Genomic DNA, 21,308 nt, shown 5'->3' on the forward strand with positions numbered 1-21,308 from the left:
TGCATTGTCAAACTCCACTTGTTGAAAGAAGAAGCCGATGACACCGCCTTCCTGGCTGGGACAGGGCTGGCTGGCACCACATTATCTTGGCTGGCTGCTGCATGGCGCAGCCATGACTGCCGTACTGGCACTGTGTGTCAGCCTGGCGGCCACCTTGCTGGGCATCTTGCTGTGCGCAGCACAGGATAGCCCGCTGCGGGCGCTGCACTGGCCGGCCCGACTGTTTTGCAGCCTGCATCGCAATACGCCGCTGCTGGTACAGGTGTTGCTATGGTATTTCGGTGCCGGTGACTTGCTGCCGGATGCTGCCATGCAATGGCTGAACACCCCGCATAAATGGACATTGCCGCTGGGCTTCAGCCTGGGCTGGCCGTCCTTTGAATGGCTGGCCGCCTGGCTGGCACTAACGTTGTATTCGGCCAGCTTCATCAGTGCCGAACTGGCCGCCGGGCTGAATACCGTGGCACGCGGGCAAAAGCTGGCGGCGCGGGCGCTGGGCATGAATGAATGGCAGATTTTCCGTTTCATCGTGCTGCCGCAAGCCTTGCGGGTCATCCGCCAGCCGCTGCTGGGGCAGTACACTGCGGTGATCAAGAATACTTCGCTGACCATGGCCATTGGCGTGGCCGAGCTGTCCTATACCTCGCGCCAGGTGGAAAGCGAAACCCTGCTGGCCTTTCAGGCCTTTGCCGTCGCCACCCTGCTATACCTGCTGCTGGTGATCGGCACCCAGCTGGCAGGCAGCCGCCAAGCCAACGGAGCGCCTGACGCATGATGCTGACCCTGTTGCAAGACAATCTGGACTATCTGCTGTGGGGCAATCTGGCACAGGGGCAGCCGGGCGGGCTGCTGCTTACCGTCGGCATCAGCCTGGCCGCTGGCGTGCTGGCCACCCTGGGCGGGCTGGCCGGCGGCATTGCCCTCACCATGGGCAGTCCGCGCCTCAAGCGCAGCCTGACCCTGCTGGTGCAGGTGCTGCGTGCCATCCCGGTGCTGATGCTGATTTTCTGGTGTTATTTCCTGCTGCCCATTCTGTTCGGCATCGACATCCCCGGTGTGCTGACGGTGATTGCCGCGCTGGCGCTGATCAACGCAGCTTATCTGAGCCAGTCGGTTCAGGCAGGCATCGCAGCCATCGGCAAGGGCCAGTGGATGGCTGGCGCGGCCCTGGGCATGACGCGCTGGCAAACGCTGCGCTACGTCATCCTGCCTCCGGCCCTGCGCCACATGCTGCCGTCCTTCATCAATCAGTGGATCACCCTGCTCAAGGACAGCTCGCTGGCTTATGTGGTGGGTGTGGCGGAGTTCACTTTTGTCGCCACCCAGATCAACAATCGCGAGCAGGTTTACCCCTTGCAGGTATTCGGCATTGTAGCCATTGCCTATCTGCTGCTGTGTTCCGGCCTGGAATGGAGTGGGCGACGACTGGCGGGCAATAGCCGCTGATTTGCACGGATTTACCCTCAGCCTGCACCCGCCCGACAGTGATCCACCTACAATCCTGCATCAACATCCGCCCGCGACAATGCAGGTAGCGGATAGCACGGCAAGCGCAACCCGGAGCATGACGGCGGCGCAATGTCATGGCATCAGCTACACTGCTAAGGGCTTCATGCAGCGCTTCACGCAAGGGGATGCACATGCACGTCAAGGTTCTGGGTTCATCATCCGGCAACGATCAGGCAGCGCGTACTACCTGTTTCAAGGTGGACGATAACTGCCTGCTCGATTGCGGCAGCGGCATCAGCGAGCTGGATACCGCCGCCATGTTGCAGATTGATACCGTGCTGCTGACGCACAATCATCTGGATCATTGCTGCGGTCTGCCCTTGCTGGCCGACGCACATATCACCCACGGTGGCCGCGGAGTGGATGTCTATACCCAGCAGGAAACCATCAGCGCACTGAAGCAGCAGATGTTCAACAGCACAGACTGGCCGGACTACACACGGGCGGCACCGGGCAATGTGCCCTGGCTGCGACTGCACCCGGTGGAAGTGGGCGATGCCGTCACCTTGCCCGACGGCATTGCCACCGCCCTGCCCGCCGAGCACAGCGTACCGGCGCTGGGCTGGCTGCTGGAAGGCCCATGGCGTGCGCTGGCCTTCACCGGTGACTCCGGGCCATGTCTCGCCTTCTGGCACTGGATCAGCCATGTGCCGTCGCTGACCGACGTGATTTGCGAACTGAGTTTTCTGAACGAGAAATCCGCCAATGCCCTGGCGGCAGGCCATATGTCCCCGGCCCTGCTGGTTCCGATGCTGGAAATCCTGCCGCCCAATGTCCATGTCTGGCTGACCCATACCGACCATGCGCAGCGTGCACAGCTGCTGGAACAGGTGCGCAAGGAGCTGCCTTCGTTACTGCACCTGCATCCGCTGGATCAGAGCATCAGCATCGAACTGTAGGCGCCATGCCGTGTCATTCGCCACGGCCATAAATGCGGTTCAGTGGTGCCATGGTGCGCGCCACGCTGCCATTGCGCCGGGCTTGTTCAAAGCCCTCGCGCACCTGCTGCACCAGCGCGTCGCTGGTATCGCGGCTGAATACCATGTAGAGCGCGGACTCCAGCTCGCTCAGCACATAAACCGGCTCCATGGCATTGCAATCCAGCCCGTGCGGCGCGCATTTGGCTAGGCCAAGGGGAATCAGGTCGATGCGGCCGGCTTGCAGCATGGGTAGCAGCAGCTCACTGGAGTTCACCACCACCAAGGGCTGGCTGCCAGCTTCCCCAAAGCCCTTGCGCCGCAGGTATTCCTCGCGGAAATCCATGTTCACCACACCGATACGGTAACGCCGGGCATCATCCAGACTGTGCACCACCACATCGAGACGCCCTTTCTTGCGGAACAGGGCAATGCGGTTGGCAACCAGCGGGCCGATCCAGTGGAACTTGTCTTCCCGCTCTGCCGTTCTGGCCACCGGATACATCAGCGTGCCGGGCTTGGCCAGTGTGGTGGTATAGATGCGAGCCCAGGGCTGGATATCCATCTGGTAGGGCAGATGCGCAGCCTCCAGCGCATTGCGTACCACTGCCGTGCAGTAGCCCTGTATCGTGCCCCCTTGCCGATAGGAAAACGGCAAGTTTTCCTCTGCCAGCACTGACAGAGGCGCACCTTGTGCGGCATGGCCAGCCAGCGCCAGCAGGCAGAAGGCCGTCAGCTTGCGGATCCAGATACCCATCATCGTTTCATGTCACGGCTTTGCGCCGTTGCTGTGTCTATGAATGATGCCGGCCCCGGGACCGGCATCTGTAATGACAGGAGTATAAGTGTTTCTACGGACTTGGGGTATTTATTCCCTTACTCGGCGGCCACCACATCAAAACCGGCATCTTCCACCGCGGCGGCCAATTCTTCCGGCGACACCGTCGCGGCGTCGTAAACAATGCTGGCCTGCTTGTCTTGCAGGCTAACTTCCGCGCTGCTGACTCCGGCCATGGTGGACAGCACCTTGCTGATGCTGTTGGCGCAGCCACCGCAGGTCATGCCTTCGATTTTCAGTTTCAGTTCACTCATGCTGCTTCCTTTCCGTTTATTTCCAGCGGCGCAGCAATAGCGAATTGCTGACCACCGACACCGAACTCAGGGCCATGGCTGCGCCGGCCACTACCGGGTTCAACAAACCCAGCGCCGCCAGCGGAATGCCCAGAACATTGTAGAAAAAGGCAAAAAACAGGTTTTGCCGGATTTTTGCCAGCGTGCTGCGCGACAAGCGGATGGCAGCCGCCACCTGGGTGACATCGCCCTGCATCAGCGTGATGTCGGCAGTTTCGATGGCCACATCCGAACCCGCACCCATGGCAAAGCTGACATCAGCCGCCGCCAGCGCCGGGGCATCGTTGACACCATCGCCCAGCATGGCCACCTTGCGGCCCTGCTGCTGCAGCTCGCGCACCACCGTGGCCTTGTCTTGCGGCCGCAAACCCGCGCGGTAATCGGCAATACCGGCCTGCGCGGCAATGGCTGCTGCCGTTGAGGGGTTGTCGCCGGTCAGCATGATGACCTGCACCCCTTTTTGCTGCAAGGCTTTCACCGCTGGTGCGGCTTCCGGGCGCAGGGTATCGGCAATGGCCAGCAAGCCCAGCAAGCCGTCATCGTTTGCCACGGCAATCATGCTTTGGCCGGCCTGCGGCCAGCCTGCAGGCAAGGCAGTATTGCAGGCCCAGTCCGGCCGCCCCACCCGCAGGTGGCCATGTCCTTCGATGCTGGCCATCACTCCCTGGCCAACCTCGGCCTGAAAATTCGTCAAGGACAGTAAGCCCAGGCCACGCTGTGCCGCCTGTTGCAGGATGGCGTGCGCGAGTGGATGTTCCGACCCGCTCTCCACACTGGCCGACAGTTGCAAGACGCGGTTTTCATCACCATCAGCAGCCCAGATGGTGGTGAGTTCCGGCTTGCCGCGGGTCAGGGTGCCAGTCTTGTCCACCAGCAAGGTATCGATGCGGCCTGCGGTTTCCAGGGCCGTTGCATTACGAAACAACACGCCGCGGGCTGCGCCCTTGCCCACCCCCATCATGATGGCCGTCGGTGTCGCCAGCCCCAGCGCACAGGGGCAGGCAATCACCAGCACGGCCACCGCGCGGATCATGGCCTGGCTCCAGTCGCCCAGCCACCAGCCATTGCCCAGCAGGGTGAGCAGGGCAATACCCACCACCACCGGCACGAAGATGCCGGCAATCTGGTCTGCCAGTCGCTGGATAGGTGCTTTCGAACCCTGTGCCAACCCCACCAGGCGGATGATTTCCGCCAGCTGGGTATGACTGCCCACACTGCTGGCGCGTACCTTGAGCATGCCTTGCTGGTTGCGCGTGGCGGCATATACCTTGTCACCACTCTTTTTGCTGACAGGCATGCTCTCACCGGTCAGCATGCTTTCATCCACGGCGGCCTCGCCTTCCAGCACCACACCATCCACCGGCAGGCTTTCACCGTGACGCACTACTACCACATCGCCTACTTGCAACTGTTCAACGGCGATATCGTGCAACTGGCCATCCCGCTCGATACGCGCCTGACGCGGTGCCAGCCGCACCAGGCTGGCGATGGCTGCCGAAGTCTTGCCACGCGCACGGGCTTCCAGCAGCTTGCCCAGCAATACCAGGGTGATGACAGCGGCGCTGGCTTCAAAATACACATGCTGTTGTGATGCCCCAGACAGGGTCACCACGGTGGAGAGCAGCCAGGCCATGCTGGTACCCAGCACCACCAGTACATCCATATTGGCACCGCCACTGTGCAAGGCATGCCAGGCACCACGATAAAAGCGCCAGCCGACAATGAACTGCACCGGAGTGGCCAGCGCCAGTTGCCAGCCGCGTGACAGCATCAAGCCATGCCAGCCGAACATCATGGCCAGCATGTCGAACAGGAATGGCAGGGTGAGCAGCAAGGATGCGGCAAACCAGGCCAGCTCCTTGCCATCCTGAGCGGCTGTCTGTTCCGGGCTGGTACTGTCTGCGGCATCTGCCTGTGGCGTGGCGGTGAAGCCGGCCTTGCGTACAGCCTCCTGTGCATCAGCCAGGGCCAGCACACCGCTGGGAAACTGCATGCTGGCGGTACTGGTGGCGAAATTGACCTGTGCCGTCATGCCGGGCAGCTTGTTCAGCACTTTTTCCAGCCGTACCGCGCAGGCAGCGCAAGTCATGCCGTGGATATCCAGCTGCAGCTGTTGCTGCGGCACCGAGAAACCGGCCTTGCTGATGGCCGCCTGTATTTGCTGCAGCTGGTCTTGCCCGCCCTGATAACGCACTTGTGCCTGCTCGCTGGCAAAGTTGACGCTGGCGCTGACGCCTTCCAGCTTGCCCAATACTTTTTCCAGCCGCACGGCACAGGCGGCGCAATGCATGCCGGCGATGGGCAGGGTAACGGTAATCTCGCTCATGATGGACTCCTTGCCAGCAGTATATACCCCCAAGGGGTATATTTGCACCATCTGCTCACGCAAGTGAAGCAATAAAAAACCGCAGGGCCTGGGCCGCTGCGGTGTGTGTCGGGAAGTCCGGATTCAGATCCAGTTGCGCCGTGAAAACAGCCAGATCAGCCCGATGGCAATTGCCGCCATCAAACCCAACACCCCAAAATAGCCATAGTGCCAGTGCAACTCCGGCATGTTTTCAAAGTTCATGCCGTAAATGCCGGCAATCAGGGTGAGCGGCATGAAGATCATGCTGAATACGGTCAGCACCCGCATTTGCAGGTTCAGCCGGTGCGACTGGGTGGAAAGGTACAAGTCCAGCATGTCCGCCACCATTTCCCGCGACATTTCCAGCGACTCCACCACATGCATGGTGTGGTCGTAGGCATCGCGCAGATACACCTGGGTATCCGCCTGGATCAACTGGTGTTCCCCGCGCATCAGGTTCAGCAGGATTTCGCGCAAGGGCAGGATGGAACGGCGCAGCTTCAGGCAATCGTGCTTCAGTCGCTGCACCTTGTGCAGCACACCTTGCTCGCGCCCGTGCAGCAACAACTGATCGGTGCGCTCGACATGCTCGGTAAACTGGCTGAGCACGCCGAAGTAGTCATCGATGATGGCATCAATCAGGCCGTAAGCCAGGTAGTCCGCCCCCTTGTTGCGCAAGGCCGCGCGCCCGCCACGCAAGCGTTCGCGCACCGGCTCGAACACCCCGGTGGGCTTTTCCTGAAACGACAGGACAAAGTCTTTGCCAATCACCAGATACATCTGGTTGTAGCCCAGGCGACCACCATGTGGCGGGAAATCAAAAACGCGGGTGGCGATGAACAGATAATCGCCGTAGTCCTCCAGCTTGGGACGCTGACGATTATTGAGAATGTCTTCCTGCACCAGCGGGTGCAGTCCGAAGCGATCGCCGATGGCCTGCATGACAGCCGGGTCGTGCAGGCCGTACACATTCAGCCACAGCACAGGCTGGCTGGGCTGATAGGACAGACCGTCGGCCACGGAATCGAAGCGGGTTTCGTGCAGTTGCTGCGGGCCGTATTCCAGCAAGGTGATGCTGCTGCTGGCCACTTTCTGCTCGCCCACCGGCAGCAGCGTGCCGGGTGCTTCCCCCAAGGTGGGCACCCGTTGTTTTACCTGAGCATGGCGCATGGTTCAGCGTTGACTGATGTCGAGTTCAAAACCGACATTTTTCCACTGCGACACTTCCTGACGGAAGGCACTGGTGGTCAGTGGATTGTCTTTCAGCCAGTTCTGGCTGACTGTCAGAACAAACCCTTTGGCATCCGGTTTCAGGTCCAGCTCGGCAGGTAAAACAATGGTATTGCGGCTGCGATAAAACAGGACAGCCAGACGCAGGGCTACCACTGCTTGCCACAAGGCCGGATCATTCACCACTTGCAGCATCTTGCCCATATCGCCACGATGCCCCAGTACGATGGTGGCGAGCATGGCCTGCTCACGCTTGGAGAAACCCGGCATGTCGGCGTTTTGCAGAATATAGGCCGAGTGCTTGTGATAGGCGGTATGAGCGATGGTGAGGCCGATTTCATGCAGCCGCGCCGCCCAGATCAGCCGTTTGAGCATGTCCTGATCCAGGTCCTCGCCGGCCACCATGCGGTACAGGCGCTCGGCCAGTGCCTGCACGCGCTCGCTTTGCGCCACATCCACGTGATAGCGCCGCTTGAACAGCTGCACCGTGCTCTCGCGCATGTCCTTTTCGCGCTGGCGCCCCAGCAGGTCGTACAACACACCGTCGCGCAGCGCGCCTTCCGCCACGATCATCTTGTTGACGCCCAGTTCTTCGAAAATGGCAATCATGATGGCAAGGCCACCAGGCAATACCGGTAGCCGGTCTGCCTTCAGGCCGTTGAGGCTGACGTTTTTCAGGTTTTCCCGCCGGATCAGCTCGGCACGCAGCTTGAGCATGCCATCCAGCGTGATGTCGGACGCAGACCAATCATTGATTTCCAGGATATCGCGCAAGGAGCGGGCGGTGCCGGAAGTGCCGACGGCCAGCTGCCATTCTTCGGGACGATATTCGGCAGTGATTCGCTGGATCTCGTTACGCGCTGCCAGCGTGGCATCGGCAAAATTGCTGCGGCTGAGCTTGCCATCGGCAAAATAGCGCAGGCTGTAACTGACACAACCCAGCGGCAGGCTTTCGGTCACATGGGCCTTGAACTGGCTGCCGATGACAAATTCGGTGGAGCCGCCGCCAATATCCACCACCAGGCGCTTCTCCTTGGTGGCAGGCAGCGAATGTGCAGCACCGATATACACCAGCCGCGCTTCTTCCCGCCCGGCAATGATTTCAATCGGGAAACCCAGCAATGCTTCGGCACGCTGGATGAATTCGGCTGAGTTCTTCGCCACGCGCAAGGTATTGGTGCCCACAATGCGCACCTGGCGGGGATTGAAACCCCGCAGACGTTCACCAAAGCGTGCCATGCAGGCCAGCGCTTTCTCTTGCGTGACTTCGTCCAGGTATTTGTCCGCAGTCAGGCCGGCACCCAGACGAACGGTTTCTTTCATCGCATCCAGCGGATAAAGCTGATCTTCAACGACACGGGAGACTTGCAGGCGGAAGGTGTTGGACCCCAGGTCAACAGTCGCCAGCACATCCGGAGTAGGCAGGGTGGAGGTCAAAGGCAAGCCTTTTGCATGAGGGTTTGCTGCGAAGTCCGGGCCAATGGCAAGGATGGCACCTGACTCCGTCATCGATTATTCAATAAAAAATGGCAGTAACACCGAGGATGTTACCGCCATTTATACCGTTACGTCATTGCGCTTGATCAGCCGCCCAGTGTTTCCCGCTTGATGGTTTCCAGCGAGGTATGGCGGATGTCCTTGCCCTTCACCAGATAAACCACGTATTCGGAGATGTTCTTGGCATGGTCGCCGATGCGTTCGATGGCCTTGGAAATGAACAGGGTGTCGATGGACATGCTGATGGTGCGCGGGTCTTCCATCATGAAAGTAATCAGCTGGCGCAGTTCGGCAGCAAAGTCGTCATCCAGCCGCATGTCTTCTTCGGCCAGCTCCAGCGCAGCCGTGGCATCCAGCCGGGCAAAGGCATCCAGCGCGCGGCGCAGCATGCCCAATGCCACTTCCGCCATCTTGCGGATTTCGCGGAAGCGCGGCATCTGGTAGCGCTCGGACTGATAGATGGTCTTGCCCATGCGGGCAATTTTCTGGGCTTCGTCGCCGATGCGTTCCAGGTCGGTGATGGTCTTGATCACGGTGATGATAATGCGCAGGTCACTGGCCGCCGGCTGGCGACGGGCAATGATGTGCTGGCAGTCGTCATCAATGGTGACTTCCATGGAGTTGACCAGTGCATCTTCGGTAATCACCTTGTCGAACTTGGCGATATCTCCGGACATGAGCGCATCGATGGCAGAGAGAATCTGCTGTTCCACCAGGCCACCCATTTGCAGCACGCGGGTACGGATGGTTTCCAGTTCCATGTCGAACTGCTTGGAGATGTGTTCTGCCATGTCTGCCTCTTGAACGAATCCGGAATTCGGGGAAAGGGTAATAGTAAGCCAGCCAGATGACAGGCTGATGACATTTAATCGGAACGGGCCCGTGCAACCAGGCCCGTTGACAGGGATAAAGGCTTAGCGGATGACTTCCACGCCATCCTGACGGCCCAGCACCAGCACGTCGGCACGACGACGGGCAAACAGGCCGCAGGTCACCACACCAGCAATGTGATTGATGGTTTCTTCCAGCTCCACCGGGGTGTTGATGGTGAGGCCATGCACATCCAGGATCAGGTTGCCGTTATCGGTCACCACGCCCTGGCGCAGTTCCGGGTGGCCACCCAACGCCACCAGCTGACGGGCAACCGAGCTGCGTGCCATCGGGATGACTTCGATCGGCAGCGGGAAGGTACCCAGCTTGGTCACATACTTGGTTTCATCTGCAATGCAGACAAACTGTTCGGCGACGCTGGCCACGATCTTTTCACGGGTCAGGGCGGCGCCGCCACCCTTGATCATGTGCAGGTGATGGTTGATTTCATCGGCACCGTCGATATACACCTCGAGCTTTTCCACATCGTTCAGGTCGAACACCGGAATGTGCAGGGCCTTCAGACGGGCGGTGGATGCCTCAGAACTGGAAACAGCGCCTTTGAGCCGGCCCTTGATAGTAGCCAGTTCCTGGATGAACAGATTGACGGTACTACCGGTGCCCACGCCGATAATGCAGTCTTCCGGCACGAATTCCAGCGCTTTACGGGCAACGGCCAGCTTGAGTTGGTCTTGGGTCAGCATAGTATTTGCTCCATCAGGTGAGTTCGATTGCATGTCCGGCGCCGATTATCCCACAACGACAGCCATCTGTCGGTGCGAGCAGGCTCATTGCTGCGGCATCAGCAGGCAGATGGCCTGGGCTTCTATCGCCTCGGCACGGCCCAGATAGCCCAGTTTTTCGTTGGTCTTGCCCTTCACATTGACCGCGTTCACGGCAATGCCCAGGTCGGCGGCAATCGTCGCGCACATGGCGTCGATATGGGGCGCGAGCTTCGGACGCTGGGCAATCAGGGTGGCATCCACATTCATCACCTGCCAGCCCGCAGCACGCACGCGGGCCACTGCTTCGCGCAGCAGCACGCGGCTGTCTGCCCCTTTGAAGCGCTCGTCAGTATCCGGGAAATGGCGGCCGATATCGCCCAGGGCGGCAGCGCCCAGCAGCGCATCGGTGATGGCGTGCAACAGCGCGTCGGCATCAGAATGGCCCAGCAGGCCGTGTGTATGCGGAATGGTGACGCCACCCAGAATCAGCGGGCGGCCTTCCACCAGTTGGTGTACATCGTAACCTTGTCCGACTCGGAACATGGAGTTCAGTCCTTTCGTGAAGCCAGAATCGCCCGGGCCAATGCCAGGTCGCGCGGGTAAGTCACCTTGAAGTTCTGGGCATCGCCATCCACCAGGCGGGGCTTGTGGCCGTAATGCTCGATGGCCGAGGCTTCGTCAGTGACATCAGCGGCTTCGGCAGCCTGCAAGGCACTGCCAAGCAAGCCGGCACGGAACATCTGCGGCGTTTGCGCCAGCCACAGGCCCTGACGCGGCACCGTGGCGCTGATGCGTTCTTCGGCATCGGCCCGTTTGACGGTATCGGCCACCGGGAGCGCCAGAATGCCGCCCACCGGGTCGTCGGCCAGGGTGGCAATCAGCCGCTCCACCGCCGTCACCGACAGGCAACAGCGGGCGGCATCGTGCACCAGCACCCAGTCTTGCGCATCTGCCGACATGGCTTGCAGGCCATTGCGCACGCTTTCGGCCCGGCTGGCGCCGCCAACGCGGTATACCCGCAGTTTGGGCAGATCCCAGTCAAAATCATCAAACCATTCATCTGCCGGAGAAATCACCACCGCCACTTCGCTGATGGCTGCCACCTGGCTCAATACCTGCAAGGTGTGCCACATCAGCGGGCGATTGTTCAGCTGCAAATACTGCTTGGGACTGGGGCCACCAAAGCGACTGCCGGAACCGGCGGCCGGAACCAGTGCAAGATAGCGGCTCATGTGGCATCTCCGACGGGTGGTGCTTCCAGTGTGCGCCACAGACAGCTGCCTTTTACCGCCTTGTCCAGTTCGCCCAGATAACTGGCGTGCGCGGCCAGCTCTTCCTCACTGGCCCGCTTTACCAGCAAGGGTTTGCGTTCGAACTGGATGTCACCACCCTGGCTGTTGCCGGCATCCACGTCGATGTCCATCACCAGGCTTTCCTGGCCACGGGTCATCCACAGGTACACCTCGGACAGCAGTTCACAGTCGATCAGCGCGCCGTGCAGGGTACGGTTGGAACGGTCGATGTCAAAGCGGTCGCACAGTGCATCCAGGCTGTTGCGCTTGCCGGGGAACTGGTCGCGCGCCATGGCCAGGGTGTCGGTCACCTGGGCGGCCAGCTTGTTGATGCGCGGCAGACCAAGGCGGTCGAACTCGGCATTGAGGAACTTCACATCAAACGGCGCGTTGTGGATGATCAGCTCGGCACCGCGCATGAAGTCGGCCAGTTGCTCGGCCACCTGGGCAAAGCGCGGTTTGCCTTCCAGCGAGGCCAGCGAGATGCCATGCACCCGCTCGGCATCCGGGTCGATATCGCGCTCGGGATGAATGTACAGGTGCAGATGCTGGCCGGTGAGCTTGCGGTTGATCATTTCCAGACCGGCAAACTCAATGATGCGGTGGCCTTGATCCGGGTCGAGGCCGGTGGTTTCGGTATCGAGAATTATCTGTCTCATGCTGCTGCTTTCAGGCCGGACACGTGCATCCGGCCATATTCAATAAGAGGACAATGTGTTTACAGGGACTCAACGCCCCGGTTGGCCAGCTGGTCGGCCCGTTCGTTGAACTCGTGACCGGCATGGCCTTTTACCCAGCGCCAGTCGACATGCAGATGGCGATTGCGCTCGGCATCCAGCATTTGCCACAGGTCGGCGTTCTTGACCGGCTCCTTGGCGGCGGTCTTCCAGCCACGCGCCTTCCAGCCGTGAATCCACTCGGAAATGCCCTTTTGCACATATTGCGAGTCGGTGTAGACCACTACATGGCAGGGCCGGTTCAGAGCGGCAAGGCCACGGATGACGGCCAGCAGCTCCATGCGGTTGTTGGTGGTGCCATGCTCGCCGCCAAACAGCTCCTTCTCCTTGCCCTTGAAGCGCAACAAGGCTCCCCATCCGCCAGGGCCAGGATTACCCTTGCAGGCACCATCGGTGTAAATCTCGACACAATCTTCGCTTGTCATGTTCTCGGTTCTGTTGGCTTCGTTGATGGCAACGAAGCAGGTTTATTCTTGCGGATCGCGCAACTGACTTACCGTTGGCGGCATCTCGCGGTGTGAGGGGTGACGTTCGTTGCCGCCGGCCACCACCAGGCCCTTGGCCGGTTTGGCGGCCTTCCACGCCGGGGTGATCAGACGCATGCCCCGCTGGCGCTTGACTGCTTCGATGCCGTAAACACCAGCTGCCAGCGGCCACCATTTGTCGCCCGCGCGCTCCATGAAGCCAAAGCGCTCCAGCCAGCCCTGCTGAGACAAGGGGGGGGCGTAGGCCATGAAACAGCCCGCCACCGGCTCCAGGTCAAGCAGCTTCAGCCAGTCGCGGATACGGATCAGCGGGAAAAAATTGCCACGCCACGGAATGGCCGCCCGTCCCTGAATCAGACGGCGTACTCCCCACAAGGAAACCGGATTGAAGCCGGTCATCAGCAATCTGCCCTCAGGCACCAGCACCCGTTCCACCTCGCGCAGAACCTGATGCGGCTCGGTGGTAAAATCCAGCAAATGCGGCATCACCAGCAAGTCCAGGCTGCGGGTTTCAAACGGTAGTTGTTCGGGATGGCAGATGATTTGCGCCGCCTCCCCGCCCTCTGCTGCCCGGCATTGCCAGGGAATGCGGTTGGCACTCAGGAAGTCCACCTGGGGCAGACCTATCTGCACAGCATGAAAACCGAAAATATCGGCGACCGCCCGATCGAAAAACGCCTGCTCACACTGCAGCAGGTAAAGGCCCAGTTCGGTCGTGGTCAGCCACGTGGAAAACGCTTGCATCATTGAAGGAGTCCGATCCGACCATGTTTACCGTTACCCCCGTTCGGGCATTTGCCGACAATTATATCTGGGTTTTGCAACAGGGCACCGGTGCTCTTGCAGTGGACCCCGGTGAAGCCGCTCCGCTGATTGCCCATCTGGAGCAGCGCGGACTGGCCTTGCAGGCCGTCCTGATCACCCATCATCACGCCGATCATTGCGGCGGACTGACCGAACTGTTGCAACGCTGGCCACAGGCGCAGGTATATGGCCCGGCCAGCATCGCCGGCGTCAATCAGCCGGTCATGGAAGGCGCCAGCGTGCACTGGCATGAATATGCCTTTGATGTGCTTGCCCTGCCTGGCCATACACTGGATCACCTGGCCTATTACGGTCATGGACAGCTGTTTTGTGGCGACACCCTGTTTGGTGCCGGTTGTGGCCGCCTGTTCGAAGGCAGCCCGGCACAGATGCTGGCCTCACTGGACAAGTTGGCCGCCCTGCCGGACACCACCCGTTTTTATCCGGCACATGAATACACCTTGTCCAACCTCAAGTTTGCCCTGGCCGTAGAGCCGGACAATGACGAAATCCAGCTGCGGCAATTGCTGGATCAAAAACAGATTGCCATGGGGCTGCCCACCCTGCCCACCGAACTGGGACTGGAAAAAACCACCAATCCCTTCATGCGCAGCCAGGTGGCGGCGGTAAGACAGCAAGCCAGCCGTCATGCCGGAAAAGCATTGGAAACCCGACTGGAAGTGTTTACGGTGTTGCGTGAATGGAAAAACACCTTCAGTTGAAATTCATTCCGGGTAGATCATTCTTGTTAAAAGGCTGCTTGCCGGAATTGATTGCTTTTCCATGACCATTTTGCGCAAAGCTCATGAAATGATTTGCCTTTTTCGATTGACACACCCATGGGGGGGTGTTTAGCATCGGCCGAGATCAGAATTCCGGGCTGGCCCAATGAAAAGAATCACCCCATTGGCACTTTCGCTGTCATTTGCATTTTCCCTCCCCTCGCTGGCGCATGCCGATTCAGGCGCATTCCGTCAGTCGGTAGGTGTCGATGAAGCACAGGCAGCCGGCCTGGACATGATGTTGCTGAACTCCAGCCTGCTGCGTAACGGCGACAATGTCTGGGAGCGCGCACGCGAAGGTTTCCAGCTGCCGGAAGTCAACGCCGACATCGTCCGCAAGCAGGAACGCCTGTACAGCAGCAAGCCCGAATACTTCAAACGCATTCTCGATCGCGGCCACAAATACCTGTTCCACATCATGAATGAAGTGGAACGTCGTGGCATGCCCACCGAAATTGCTTTCCTGCCCGTGGTGGAAAGTGCTTTTGTCCCCACCGCCAACTCTCCGGTGGGCGCGGCTGGCCTGTGGCAGTTCATGCCCGCAACCGGTCGCCATTACGGCCTGGAACAAACCTGGTGGTATGACGGCCGTCGCGACATCATGGAAGCCACCCGCGCTGCGCTGGACTATCTGCAAAACCTGTATGCCCAGTTCGGCGACTGGAACCTGGCACTGGCCGCCTACAACTGGGGTGAAGGCAATCTGGCACGCGCCATTGCCCGCGCCCAGGCCGCAGGCCTGGAGCCCACCTACGAAAACATCAAGATGCCGAATGAAACCCGCAATTACGCTCCCAAGCTGATTGCGGTGCGCAACATTCTCAGCCAGCCTGAGAAGTACGGCATCCGCCTGGACAAATTCCCCAACAAGCCCTACTTCATTGCGGTATCCACCGGACGCCACATGGATATCGAAGTAGCGGCCAAGATGGCAGGCATGTCGGTCGCCGAATTCAAGGAACTGAACCCGGCGTTCAATCTGCCGGTATATGCACACAAACCCGGTCGCCAGATGCTGATTCCGCTGGCCAAGGCCGACAAGTTCGATTACAACCTGTCGCACTGGGACAAACCCTTGCTCAGCTGGCAGGTTTACACCCCGACGGCGGATGAAAACGTGGCCAGCGTGGCCGAGCGCTATGGCATGAGCCCGGGTGAACTGCAAAACGTCAACAAACTCGGTTCACGCAATCTCACCGCAGGCCGGCCGCTGCTGGTTGCACTGCGCGGCAAGAGCGATGGTGCCACCCCGCTTGATGGCACAGACAACAGCATTGCCGCCAGCGACAGCCTGATTGCCAGCGCCAAACCGCAGCCGGTAACGACTGTGGCCGTGCAAGCCAAGCCTGTTACGGTTGCCCTGAGTACCCCGGCAATAACAAAACCGCAGCCGCTGGTAGCCAGCATTCGTCCGGCAGCAGAAACCACGAGCCCGGCCATTACAGTTGCAGCAGCTGACAAGAACGTGACGCCGAGCACTTCAATTGCAGCCGCTGCCACTACAAGTGCCACTCCGGCAGTCAATACCGTTGCCACGGCATCGGCCAATGTGACTGATGTGGCTGAGGCCCCGGCAGTAAAACCTGCCAGCAAGCCGCTGGTACTGGCCAAGGCCGAAGCCCCCAGCCTGCCTTCCGGTAATACGCCGCCGCCCAAGCCGCTGGAAGCCCGGCTCGCCAGCGTCAACCCGGCAGCCAGCCAGCACACCGTGGTGGGTGGCGATACCCTGTTCAACATCTCCCGTCGCTATAACGTGAGCGTGGCCGACCTCAAGGCCTATAACAACCTCAGTGACAACACCGTCAAGCTGGGTCAGGTCATCCGGGTGAAACCGAATCCGCTGGCCAGCAACACCATGCTGGCTGAAGCCGTACCCGCCCCCTCCGCGCAAGATGAGGCACTGGTCAAGGTCAGCAGTGGTACAACACCGGCCACCGGTGCGGTTCCCGCTGAATATGTGGTGCAACGTGGTGACACCGTGTACAGCATTGCCCGTCGCTTTGGCGTGAACCATGCCGACATCCAGCGCTGGAACGATGCCAACCAGCTCACCCGCCTCCAGCCGGGACAGCGCGTCCGCATCGAGACCCAGGGCCTGTAATCCCTTGCAGACCATCCATGAAAAAAACCCGCCAAGGCGGGTTTTTTTATTTCCGTTCAGCCAGTACTGCGCTCAGGCACTCATTCCGGATTCCGGCTGTCCAGCAAGATGGTGACCGGGCCGTCATTCACCAGACTCACCTGCATGTCAGCACCGAACACCCCTGTCGGGACTGCTTTACCCAGCACTTGCGCCAGGCTGGCTACAAACTGTTCGAACAGCGGACGTGAGATATCCCCCCGCGCAGCACGACTGTAGGACGGACGATTGCCCTTGCGGGTGGAGGCAAACAAGGTGAACTGGCTGACCGACAGCGCCTCTGCACCACAGTCCAGCAGGGAAAGGTTCATCACCCCGTCAGCATCGCTGAAAATGCGTAGCTGGCTGATCTTGCGTACCAGCCAGTCGATATCCTGCTGTGTATCCACCTCCTCCACCCCCACCAGCAACAGCAAGCCGGCAGCAATCTGCCCGCAGGTTTCCCCTGCCACTGTTACCTTCGCTTCACTCACCCGTTGAACAACCACCCGCATGCCCGCATCTCCTAGAATCCGACATGTCATTTTACCCGGTAGGAGCCTGTGATGAATATTCTGAAGATTGCTGCATTTTCCGATGGCGACAGCGGCGGCAATCCTGCCGGCGTAGTCATCCAGCCCAGCCTGCCCAGTGACAGCGAAATGCAAACCATTGCCGCTCGGCTTGGCTTCTCCGAAACCGTATTTGCCATGCCACAGGACCAGGGCTGGCGAGTGCGCTATTTCTCACCAGAAGCAGAGGTTCCATTTTGCGGCCATGCCACCATTGCACTGGGAGCGGCTCTGGCGATGCAATATGGCAATGGGGATTTTCCCCTCCAACTGAATGAGGCCAATATCAGCGTCAGTGGCCAATACCAAGCGGGACAGCTTAGTGCCGCCCTGCAATCGCCACCGACACGCAGTACTGCGGCACCGGCAGCCTTACTGCAAGAAGCACTCGACTTGTTCGGACTAAGCGCCGACCAGCTCTGCCCAAAGCTGCCTCCAGCCCTGATCCATGCTGGAGCCGACCACCTGCTGCTCGCCGTACAAGAGCGTTCCACCCTATCCTCTATGCGCTACTCGCTGGAAGCTGGCCGCGACTTGATGCGCCGTGCCGGCCTGACCACCATCCTGCTGCTGTGGGCAGTGGACCAGCAACGCTTTCACAGCCGTAATGCCTTCGCCATGGGTGGCGTCTATGAAGACCCGGCCACCGGAGCGGCCACGGCCGCCCTGGCCGGTTATCTGCGAGATATTGGCTGGGAGCATGGCGGCCATATCGAGGTGGTACAGGGTGAGGATATGGGCCAGCGCTCTTGCTTGCAGGCCACGATCCCGACTGAAAAAGGCAGTTCAATTCGCGTTTCCGGCAAGGCCAGGCTCATGCCCCCCGCACGCTAATCCATCGGCTCCGTTACAATTCACCCCATTCTGCTGCAAGGACACGCCCCATGTTGATGGTACTTTCCCCGGCCAAGACGCTGGACTACACCACACCACCGAACACCACGCGCCATACTCAGCCCGACTTCCTGGCCGACAGCCAGCAGCTGATTCAGGTGCTGCGTGAGAAAAGCCCGGCAGACATTGCCAAGCTGATGGACATCAGCGACGCCCTGGCCACGCTGAATGTGGGCCGCTATCACGACTGGCACCCCGACTTCACTCCGGCCAACGCCAAACAGGCAGTACTGGCCTTCCTGGGGGATGTCTATGAAGGACTGGACGCGGCCAGCCTGAACGAAGATCAACTGGACTACCTGCAACACCACCTGCGCATTCTGTCCGGCCTGTACGGTCTGTTGCGACCGCTGGACCTGATGCAGCCTTACCGCCTGGAAATGGGAACCAAACTGGCCAATCCACGCGGGACCAACCTGTATGCATTCTGGGGCGAGCGCATTACCGATGCGCTGAACACACTACTGGACGAGTCGGACAACCCGGTGCTGGTGAATCTGGCATCCGACGAATACTTCAAATCGGTAAAACCGGCCAAACTGCATGGCCGGCTGATTACGCCGGTATTCCAGGACTACAAGAACGGCCAGTACAAAATCATCAGCTTCTACGCCAAACAGGCACGTGGCTTGATGGCGCGCTGGGCGGCACTACACAAGGTAGACACCCCGGAAGCACTGCAGGACTTCAATCTGGGCGGTTACCATTTTGACAGCAGCGAGTCAGACACCCGGCGCTGGGTATTCCGCCGTCAGCATGGCTGAGGCTGGCCGCCTCATACCTTGTTGTCCAGCAACCGTCCCTGCTCGAATGCCGTGGCATTGGCCAGCGTGGTTTCGGCAATATTGTCCAGCGCCTCGCGCGTAAGGAAACCCTGATGTGCTGTCACCAGCACATTGGGGAAGGTCAGCAGGCGGGCCAACTGGTCATCCTGCAAGCCGAGTTCCGAGTGGTTTTCAAAAAACACGCCCTCTTCCATCTCGTACACATCAAGGCCCACACCAGCCAGCCGGCCATCCTTCAATGCGGCAATCAGTGCCGCTGTTTCAATCAGCCCACCCCGACTGGTATTGATCAATACTGCACCAGGCTTCATGCCGGCCAGTGAGCTGGCATTGATCATGTGCTGCGTCTCTGCCGTCAGTGGCAGATGCAGGCTGACCACATCACATTCCGCCAGTAACTGCGGCAGCGTGACATATTCAAAACCCAGCTTTTCATCCAGCCCGGCCTGCGGGAATACATCAAATGCCAACACCCGCATGCCAAAGCCCTTGGCAATGGAAATGGTAGCCTGGCCAATGCGCCCGGTACCTACCACGCCGATGGTCTTGCGATATAGATCGAAACCTACCAGCCCGTCCAGCGAGAAATCCATTTCGCGCACCCGGACATAGGATTTGTGAATACGCCGCACCACGGCCAGCAACAAGGCAAATGCATGTTCGGCCACCGCATGGGGCGAATAGGCTGGTACGCGCGTCACGGCAATGCCGTACTGGCGGCAGGCTGCCAGATCAACGCCATTGAAACCGGCGCAGCGCAAGGTAATCAGGCGCACGCCACGCGCCGCCAGACTGGCAATCACCTCGGCATCCAGCCGGTCATTGACAAAGGGACAGACCGCATCGACATCGTGCACCAGTTCCAGCGTGTCACGGTTGAGTCGTGGTTCGAAGTAGCTCAGTTGATGACCGAACTGCTGATTGGCACCATCCAGGCTTTGGCGGTCATAGTTTTTGGTATCGAAAACAGCAATGCGCATGTTGGCTCTCTGACGGCGATGGATGAGCTTTCAGTATAAGCTGCCCACCCGAGCAACTGCTGCCTGCACGGCAGGGCTGCTGGAATAACAAAAAACCCCGTAGAAACGATGTTCTATCGGGGTTTCCTGACTAGTGCCGGCCATCATGCCGGGACTATTTTTGGTTGCGGGAGCAGGATTCGAACCTACGACCTTCGGGTTATGAGCCCGACGAGCTACCAGACTGCTCCATCCCGCGTCAGTGTTCTGTCGCTGTCTTCTGCTGTGTTTCTTCAGAAGAGGAGTGCATAGTACAAGAAAGGCATTCGTCTGTCAACAGTTTCTTAAAATTTTTTTAATATGACAGCCAGCTTATTTGTAAAACTTATTAACATTTGCCGCTTTGCATGACACATCTTCTCAACATTGCTGGCCTAAAGTTATACCTGTGTTACCGCCAATCACTTCTGCCCCAAGAGTGCTTGGCAGCCCGCCGCTCATCCCGTCACCGTTCTTGCGGTGAACGTGCGACAGACAGGTAGCCAGTGCAGTTCGAATCGTTCTGCGCCACCCCCTCAGGTGTGCAGCACGTATTCTCCTAAGTGTTCATCACGGAAATTCAAGGCCGCCTCCCCAGGCGGCCTCTTTTTTTGCCCTCAGGAAACAGACAGGGGGCTGCTGGCCCGCAAACGGCGCCGGCCCAGCCAGGTACCGGCCAGCAGCAAGCCCATGATGCCGTAGCTGACAAAGGGCGACACAATCAGGAAACGCTCCACTGGCAACTGCCAGATCAGCAAGGCACGCAACAGCGTTTCAGCACACAATCCCCCGCCCCAGAGCAAGGTGAGCTGGCGAATGCCGCGCCTAAAGGCTGCTTCCTGCCAGCGCACATCAAACCGCCACTCCCCTTCGGCTGATTCACGCGCCACCGTTGCACGCGCCAGATAGAACAGCAGCGGCTTGGGCAGCAACAATGAGAGCAGGAATGCCAGGCCAATCAAACCGGACAGCAAGGATTCGCGCATCAGCAATACCCGCGGACTGCCACCGAGAAAGATGGCCAGCAAGGACAAGGCAATGCCGCCCAGTACCAGCAGACTGAGCGCATCAATACGGCGAAAGCGCAGCAGCTCGACCACGCTCCAGGCAATGGGCGGCAAGGAAGATGCAATCAGCCCGGCAGTTTCGCCCCATTGCGGTTGTGCCCAGCGATAACACAGCCAGGGCAACACAAAGTTGGCAAGCAGTTCGGGAAGCAGTTGGTACAGGCGGGTCATGGAGAAAAGGGCTGGGGAAACACGCAGGCAGTCATGATACGGCAGAATCCAAGTCACGCGCACCGGAAAACAAAAACCCCGCCAACGGCGGGGTGCTTTGCTTGATATCGACCCGGGTTCGTCGGGTCGGTGTGCGGGCTCAGGCGGCTGCGTGGATGAAGCCGTTGGCCGGGTAGAAGGCACTGGCGAGGCCAAGTACCGACTGGAATGTCACTTCAAACATCTTGCCTACCTGGCGGATGCTGACGACGGTGTAGTGGACGATATCGCCACTGTCTTTATGCTCAAGTACGGTGTAACCCGGTTTCAATTGAGAGATTTGCATTTTTATATTTCCTTGTTTTTTTTATCATTGCGACAAAATTTTAGTTTGATC

General features: G+C 59.5%; 23 protein-coding genes and 1 tRNA gene. 7 read left to right on the forward strand and 17 right to left on the reverse strand.

Annotation, left to right across the window (positions count from 1 at the left end):
- Positions 1–37: 37 nt before the first annotated feature.
- From DKK66_RS02755 to DKK66_RS02765, 3 genes are all read left to right on the forward strand, one after another.
- Positions 38–775, forward strand: a complete 738-nt coding sequence (locus tag DKK66_RS02755; protein WP_207389843.1) for an amino acid ABC transporter permease — start codon at positions 38–40, stop codon at positions 773–775.
- Entirely contained in the window at positions 772–1,446 is a 675-nt protein-coding gene (locus DKK66_RS02760) for an amino acid ABC transporter permease (protein WP_131355343.1), read from the forward strand. The genes DKK66_RS02755 and DKK66_RS02760 overlap by 4 nt, the downstream gene beginning before the upstream one ends.
- A gap of 194 nt (positions 1,447–1,640) precedes the next feature.
- Complete coding sequence (locus tag DKK66_RS02765) at positions 1,641–2,408, forward strand: 3',5'-cyclic-nucleotide phosphodiesterase (RefSeq protein WP_131355346.1); 768 nt, start codon at positions 1,641–1,643, stop codon at positions 2,406–2,408.
- Positions 2,409–2,421: 13 nt separating this feature from the next.
- Here the strand turns inward: DKK66_RS02765 and DKK66_RS02770 are convergent, their stop codons facing one another.
- The 12 genes from DKK66_RS02770 to DKK66_RS02825 form a co-directional block, all read right to left on the reverse strand.
- Entirely contained in the window at positions 2,422–3,186 is a 765-nt protein-coding gene (locus DKK66_RS02770; RefSeq protein ID WP_131355350.1) for an ABC transporter substrate-binding protein, read from the reverse strand.
- 116 nt (positions 3,187–3,302) lie between these two features.
- Positions 3,303–3,518, reverse strand: coding sequence for a heavy-metal-associated domain-containing protein (locus DKK66_RS02775; protein ID WP_045845673.1), 216 nt, complete (start codon positions 3,516–3,518; stop codon positions 3,303–3,305).
- 16 nt (positions 3,519–3,534) lie between these two features.
- Entirely contained in the window at positions 3,535–5,883 is a 2,349-nt protein-coding gene (locus DKK66_RS02780) for a heavy metal translocating P-type ATPase (RefSeq protein WP_131355353.1), read from the reverse strand.
- Between the two features lie 123 nt (positions 5,884–6,006).
- Entirely contained in the window at positions 6,007–7,074 is a 1,068-nt protein-coding gene (gene corA, locus DKK66_RS02785; protein ID WP_131355355.1) for a magnesium/cobalt transporter CorA, read from the reverse strand.
- Positions 7,075–7,077: 3 nt separating this feature from the next.
- A complete protein-coding gene (gene ppx / locus DKK66_RS02790; protein ID WP_045845746.1) occupies positions 7,078–8,544 on the reverse strand; it encodes an exopolyphosphatase in 1,467 nt (488 codons plus the stop codon).
- A gap of 173 nt (positions 8,545–8,717) precedes the next feature.
- Positions 8,718–9,422, reverse strand: coding sequence for a phosphate signaling complex protein PhoU (gene phoU, locus DKK66_RS02795; protein ID WP_062786160.1), 705 nt, complete (start codon positions 9,420–9,422; stop codon positions 8,718–8,720).
- A 123-nt stretch (positions 9,423–9,545) separates the two neighbouring features.
- Positions 9,546–10,205, reverse strand: coding sequence for a ribose-5-phosphate isomerase RpiA (gene rpiA, locus DKK66_RS02800; RefSeq protein WP_131355358.1), 660 nt, complete (start codon positions 10,203–10,205; stop codon positions 9,546–9,548).
- 84 nt (positions 10,206–10,289) lie between these two features.
- On the reverse strand, positions 10,290–10,769 hold the full coding sequence (ispF, locus tag DKK66_RS02805; RefSeq protein WP_131355361.1) for a 2-C-methyl-D-erythritol 2,4-cyclodiphosphate synthase: 480 nt from the start codon (positions 10,767–10,769) through the stop codon (positions 10,290–10,292).
- A gap of 5 nt (positions 10,770–10,774) precedes the next feature.
- On the reverse strand, positions 10,775–11,458 hold the full coding sequence (gene ispD / locus DKK66_RS02810; RefSeq protein ID WP_131355363.1) for a 2-C-methyl-D-erythritol 4-phosphate cytidylyltransferase: 684 nt from the start codon (positions 11,456–11,458) through the stop codon (positions 10,775–10,777).
- Positions 11,455–12,177, reverse strand: coding sequence for a DNA polymerase III subunit epsilon (gene dnaQ, locus DKK66_RS02815; RefSeq protein ID WP_131355364.1), 723 nt, complete (start codon positions 12,175–12,177; stop codon positions 11,455–11,457). The genes ispD and dnaQ overlap by 4 nt, the downstream gene beginning before the upstream one ends.
- A 59-nt stretch (positions 12,178–12,236) precedes the next feature.
- Positions 12,237–12,680, reverse strand: coding sequence for a ribonuclease HI (rnhA, locus tag DKK66_RS02820; RefSeq protein ID WP_045845665.1), 444 nt, complete (start codon positions 12,678–12,680; stop codon positions 12,237–12,239).
- A 42-nt stretch (positions 12,681–12,722) separates the two neighbouring features.
- The gene (locus tag DKK66_RS02825) at positions 12,723–13,487 is read right to left on the reverse strand and encodes a class I SAM-dependent methyltransferase (RefSeq protein WP_045845664.1); all 765 of its coding nucleotides are present in this window, start codon (positions 13,485–13,487) and stop codon (positions 12,723–12,725) included.
- A gap of 20 nt (positions 13,488–13,507) precedes the next feature.
- On the opposite strand from DKK66_RS02825, the gene gloB reads away from it, so the two are divergent.
- Together gloB and DKK66_RS02835 are read left to right on the forward strand one after the other, a co-directional pair.
- Positions 13,508–14,266 carry a hydroxyacylglutathione hydrolase gene (gene gloB, locus DKK66_RS02830; protein WP_131355367.1) on the forward strand — a complete coding sequence of 253 codons (759 nt, stop codon included), beginning with the start codon at positions 13,508–13,510 and terminating at the stop codon, positions 14,264–14,266.
- Between the two features lie 166 nt (positions 14,267–14,432).
- The gene (locus DKK66_RS02835; protein WP_131355370.1) at positions 14,433–16,427 is read left to right on the forward strand and encodes a LysM peptidoglycan-binding domain-containing protein; all 1,995 of its coding nucleotides are present in this window, start codon (positions 14,433–14,435) and stop codon (positions 16,425–16,427) included.
- Positions 16,428–16,507: 80 nt separating this feature from the next.
- Here the strand turns inward: DKK66_RS02835 and dtd are convergent, their stop codons facing one another.
- On the reverse strand, positions 16,508–16,960 hold the full coding sequence (dtd, locus tag DKK66_RS02840; protein ID WP_131355373.1) for a D-aminoacyl-tRNA deacylase: 453 nt from the start codon (positions 16,958–16,960) through the stop codon (positions 16,508–16,510).
- 51 nt (positions 16,961–17,011) lie between these two features.
- Here dtd and DKK66_RS02845 point away from each other — a divergent pair, with 51 nt between their 5' ends.
- Both DKK66_RS02845 and yaaA read left to right on the forward strand, forming a co-directional pair.
- Entirely contained in the window at positions 17,012–17,851 is an 840-nt protein-coding gene (locus tag DKK66_RS02845; protein WP_131355376.1) for a PhzF family phenazine biosynthesis protein, read from the forward strand.
- Positions 17,852–17,901: 50 nt separating this feature from the next.
- Positions 17,902–18,675, forward strand: coding sequence for a peroxide stress protein YaaA (gene yaaA / locus DKK66_RS02850; RefSeq protein WP_131355379.1), 774 nt, complete (start codon positions 17,902–17,904; stop codon positions 18,673–18,675).
- Positions 18,676–18,686: 11 nt separating this feature from the next.
- Here yaaA and DKK66_RS02855 read toward each other — a convergent pair whose 3' ends face one another.
- From DKK66_RS02855 to DKK66_RS02870, 4 genes are all read right to left on the reverse strand, one after another.
- Positions 18,687–19,676 (reverse strand): 2-hydroxyacid dehydrogenase, encoded by a 990-nt coding sequence (locus DKK66_RS02855; RefSeq protein ID WP_062786175.1) that lies wholly within the window; start codon positions 19,674–19,676, stop codon positions 18,687–18,689.
- A gap of 161 nt (positions 19,677–19,837) precedes the next feature.
- Positions 19,838–19,914: transfer RNA gene (locus DKK66_RS02860), tRNA-Met, on the reverse strand.
- A gap of 397 nt (positions 19,915–20,311) precedes the next feature.
- Positions 20,312–20,932, reverse strand: a complete 621-nt coding sequence (locus tag DKK66_RS02865) for a VC0807 family protein (RefSeq protein WP_131355382.1) — start codon at positions 20,930–20,932, stop codon at positions 20,312–20,314.
- Positions 20,933–21,071: 139 nt separating this feature from the next.
- Positions 21,072–21,257, reverse strand: coding sequence for a hypothetical protein (locus DKK66_RS02870; protein WP_045845657.1), 186 nt, complete (start codon positions 21,255–21,257; stop codon positions 21,072–21,074).
- Positions 21,258–21,308: the final 51 nt, after the last annotated feature.

The organism is Aquitalea sp. USM4 (genome assembly GCF_004328945.1).
GTDB lineage: Bacteria > Pseudomonadota > Gammaproteobacteria > Burkholderiales > Chromobacteriaceae > Aquitalea > Aquitalea pelogenes.

What these genes read in the sequence shown, in the direction of transcription:
- yaaA (WP_131355379.1), top strand. Translation starts at nt 17,902, where the DNA reads ATGTTGATGGTACTTTCCCCGGCCAAGACGCTGGACTACACCACACCA.
- dtd (WP_131355373.1), bottom strand. Translation starts at nt 16,960, where the DNA reads ATGCGGGTGGTTGTTCAACGGGTGAGTGAAGCGAAGGTAACAGTGGCA.
- DKK66_RS02770 (WP_131355350.1), bottom strand. Translation starts at nt 3,186, where the DNA reads ATGATGGGTATCTGGATCCGCAAGCTGACGGCCTTCTGCCTGCTGGCG.
- DKK66_RS02765 (WP_131355346.1), top strand. Translation starts at nt 1,641, where the DNA reads ATGCACGTCAAGGTTCTGGGTTCATCATCCGGCAACGATCAGGCAGCG.
- DKK66_RS02855 (WP_062786175.1), bottom strand. Translation starts at nt 19,676, where the DNA reads ATGCGCATTGCTGTTTTCGATACCAAAAACTATGACCGCCAAAGCCTG.
- rpiA (WP_131355358.1), bottom strand. Translation starts at nt 10,205, where the DNA reads ATGCTGACCCAAGACCAACTCAAGCTGGCCGTTGCCCGTAAAGCGCTG.
- dnaQ (WP_131355364.1), bottom strand. Translation starts at nt 12,177, where the DNA reads ATGAGACAGATAATTCTCGATACCGAAACCACCGGCCTCGACCCGGAT.
- DKK66_RS02825 (WP_045845664.1), bottom strand. Translation starts at nt 13,487, where the DNA reads ATGATGCAAGCGTTTTCCACGTGGCTGACCACGACCGAACTGGGCCTT.
- DKK66_RS02845 (WP_131355376.1), top strand. Translation starts at nt 17,012, where the DNA reads ATGAATATTCTGAAGATTGCTGCATTTTCCGATGGCGACAGCGGCGGC.
- DKK66_RS02775 (WP_045845673.1), bottom strand. Translation starts at nt 3,518, where the DNA reads ATGAGTGAACTGAAACTGAAAATCGAAGGCATGACCTGCGGTGGCTGC.
- ispF (WP_131355361.1), bottom strand. Translation starts at nt 10,769, where the DNA reads ATGTTCCGAGTCGGACAAGGTTACGATGTACACCAACTGGTGGAAGGC.
- phoU (WP_062786160.1), bottom strand. Translation starts at nt 9,422, where the DNA reads ATGGCAGAACACATCTCCAAGCAGTTCGACATGGAACTGGAAACCATC.
- corA (WP_131355355.1), bottom strand. Translation starts at nt 7,074, where the DNA reads ATGCGCCATGCTCAGGTAAAACAACGGGTGCCCACCTTGGGGGAAGCA.
- rnhA (WP_045845665.1), bottom strand. Translation starts at nt 12,680, where the DNA reads ATGACAAGCGAAGATTGTGTCGAGATTTACACCGATGGTGCCTGCAAG.
- gloB (WP_131355367.1), top strand. Translation starts at nt 13,508, where the DNA reads ATGTTTACCGTTACCCCCGTTCGGGCATTTGCCGACAATTATATCTGG.
- DKK66_RS02865 (WP_131355382.1), bottom strand. Translation starts at nt 20,932, where the DNA reads ATGACCCGCCTGTACCAACTGCTTCCCGAACTGCTTGCCAACTTTGTG.
- ispD (WP_131355363.1), bottom strand. Translation starts at nt 11,458, where the DNA reads ATGAGCCGCTATCTTGCACTGGTTCCGGCCGCCGGTTCCGGCAGTCGC.
- DKK66_RS02835 (WP_131355370.1), top strand. Translation starts at nt 14,433, where the DNA reads ATGAAAAGAATCACCCCATTGGCACTTTCGCTGTCATTTGCATTTTCC.
- DKK66_RS02755 (WP_207389843.1), top strand. Translation starts at nt 38, where the DNA reads ATGACACCGCCTTCCTGGCTGGGACAGGGCTGGCTGGCACCACATTAT.
- DKK66_RS02780 (WP_131355353.1), bottom strand. Translation starts at nt 5,883, where the DNA reads ATGAGCGAGATTACCGTTACCCTGCCCATCGCCGGCATGCATTGCGCC.
- DKK66_RS02870 (WP_045845657.1), bottom strand. Translation starts at nt 21,257, where the DNA reads ATGCAAATCTCTCAATTGAAACCGGGTTACACCGTACTTGAGCATAAA.
- DKK66_RS02760 (WP_131355343.1), top strand. Translation starts at nt 772, where the DNA reads ATGATGCTGACCCTGTTGCAAGACAATCTGGACTATCTGCTGTGGGGC.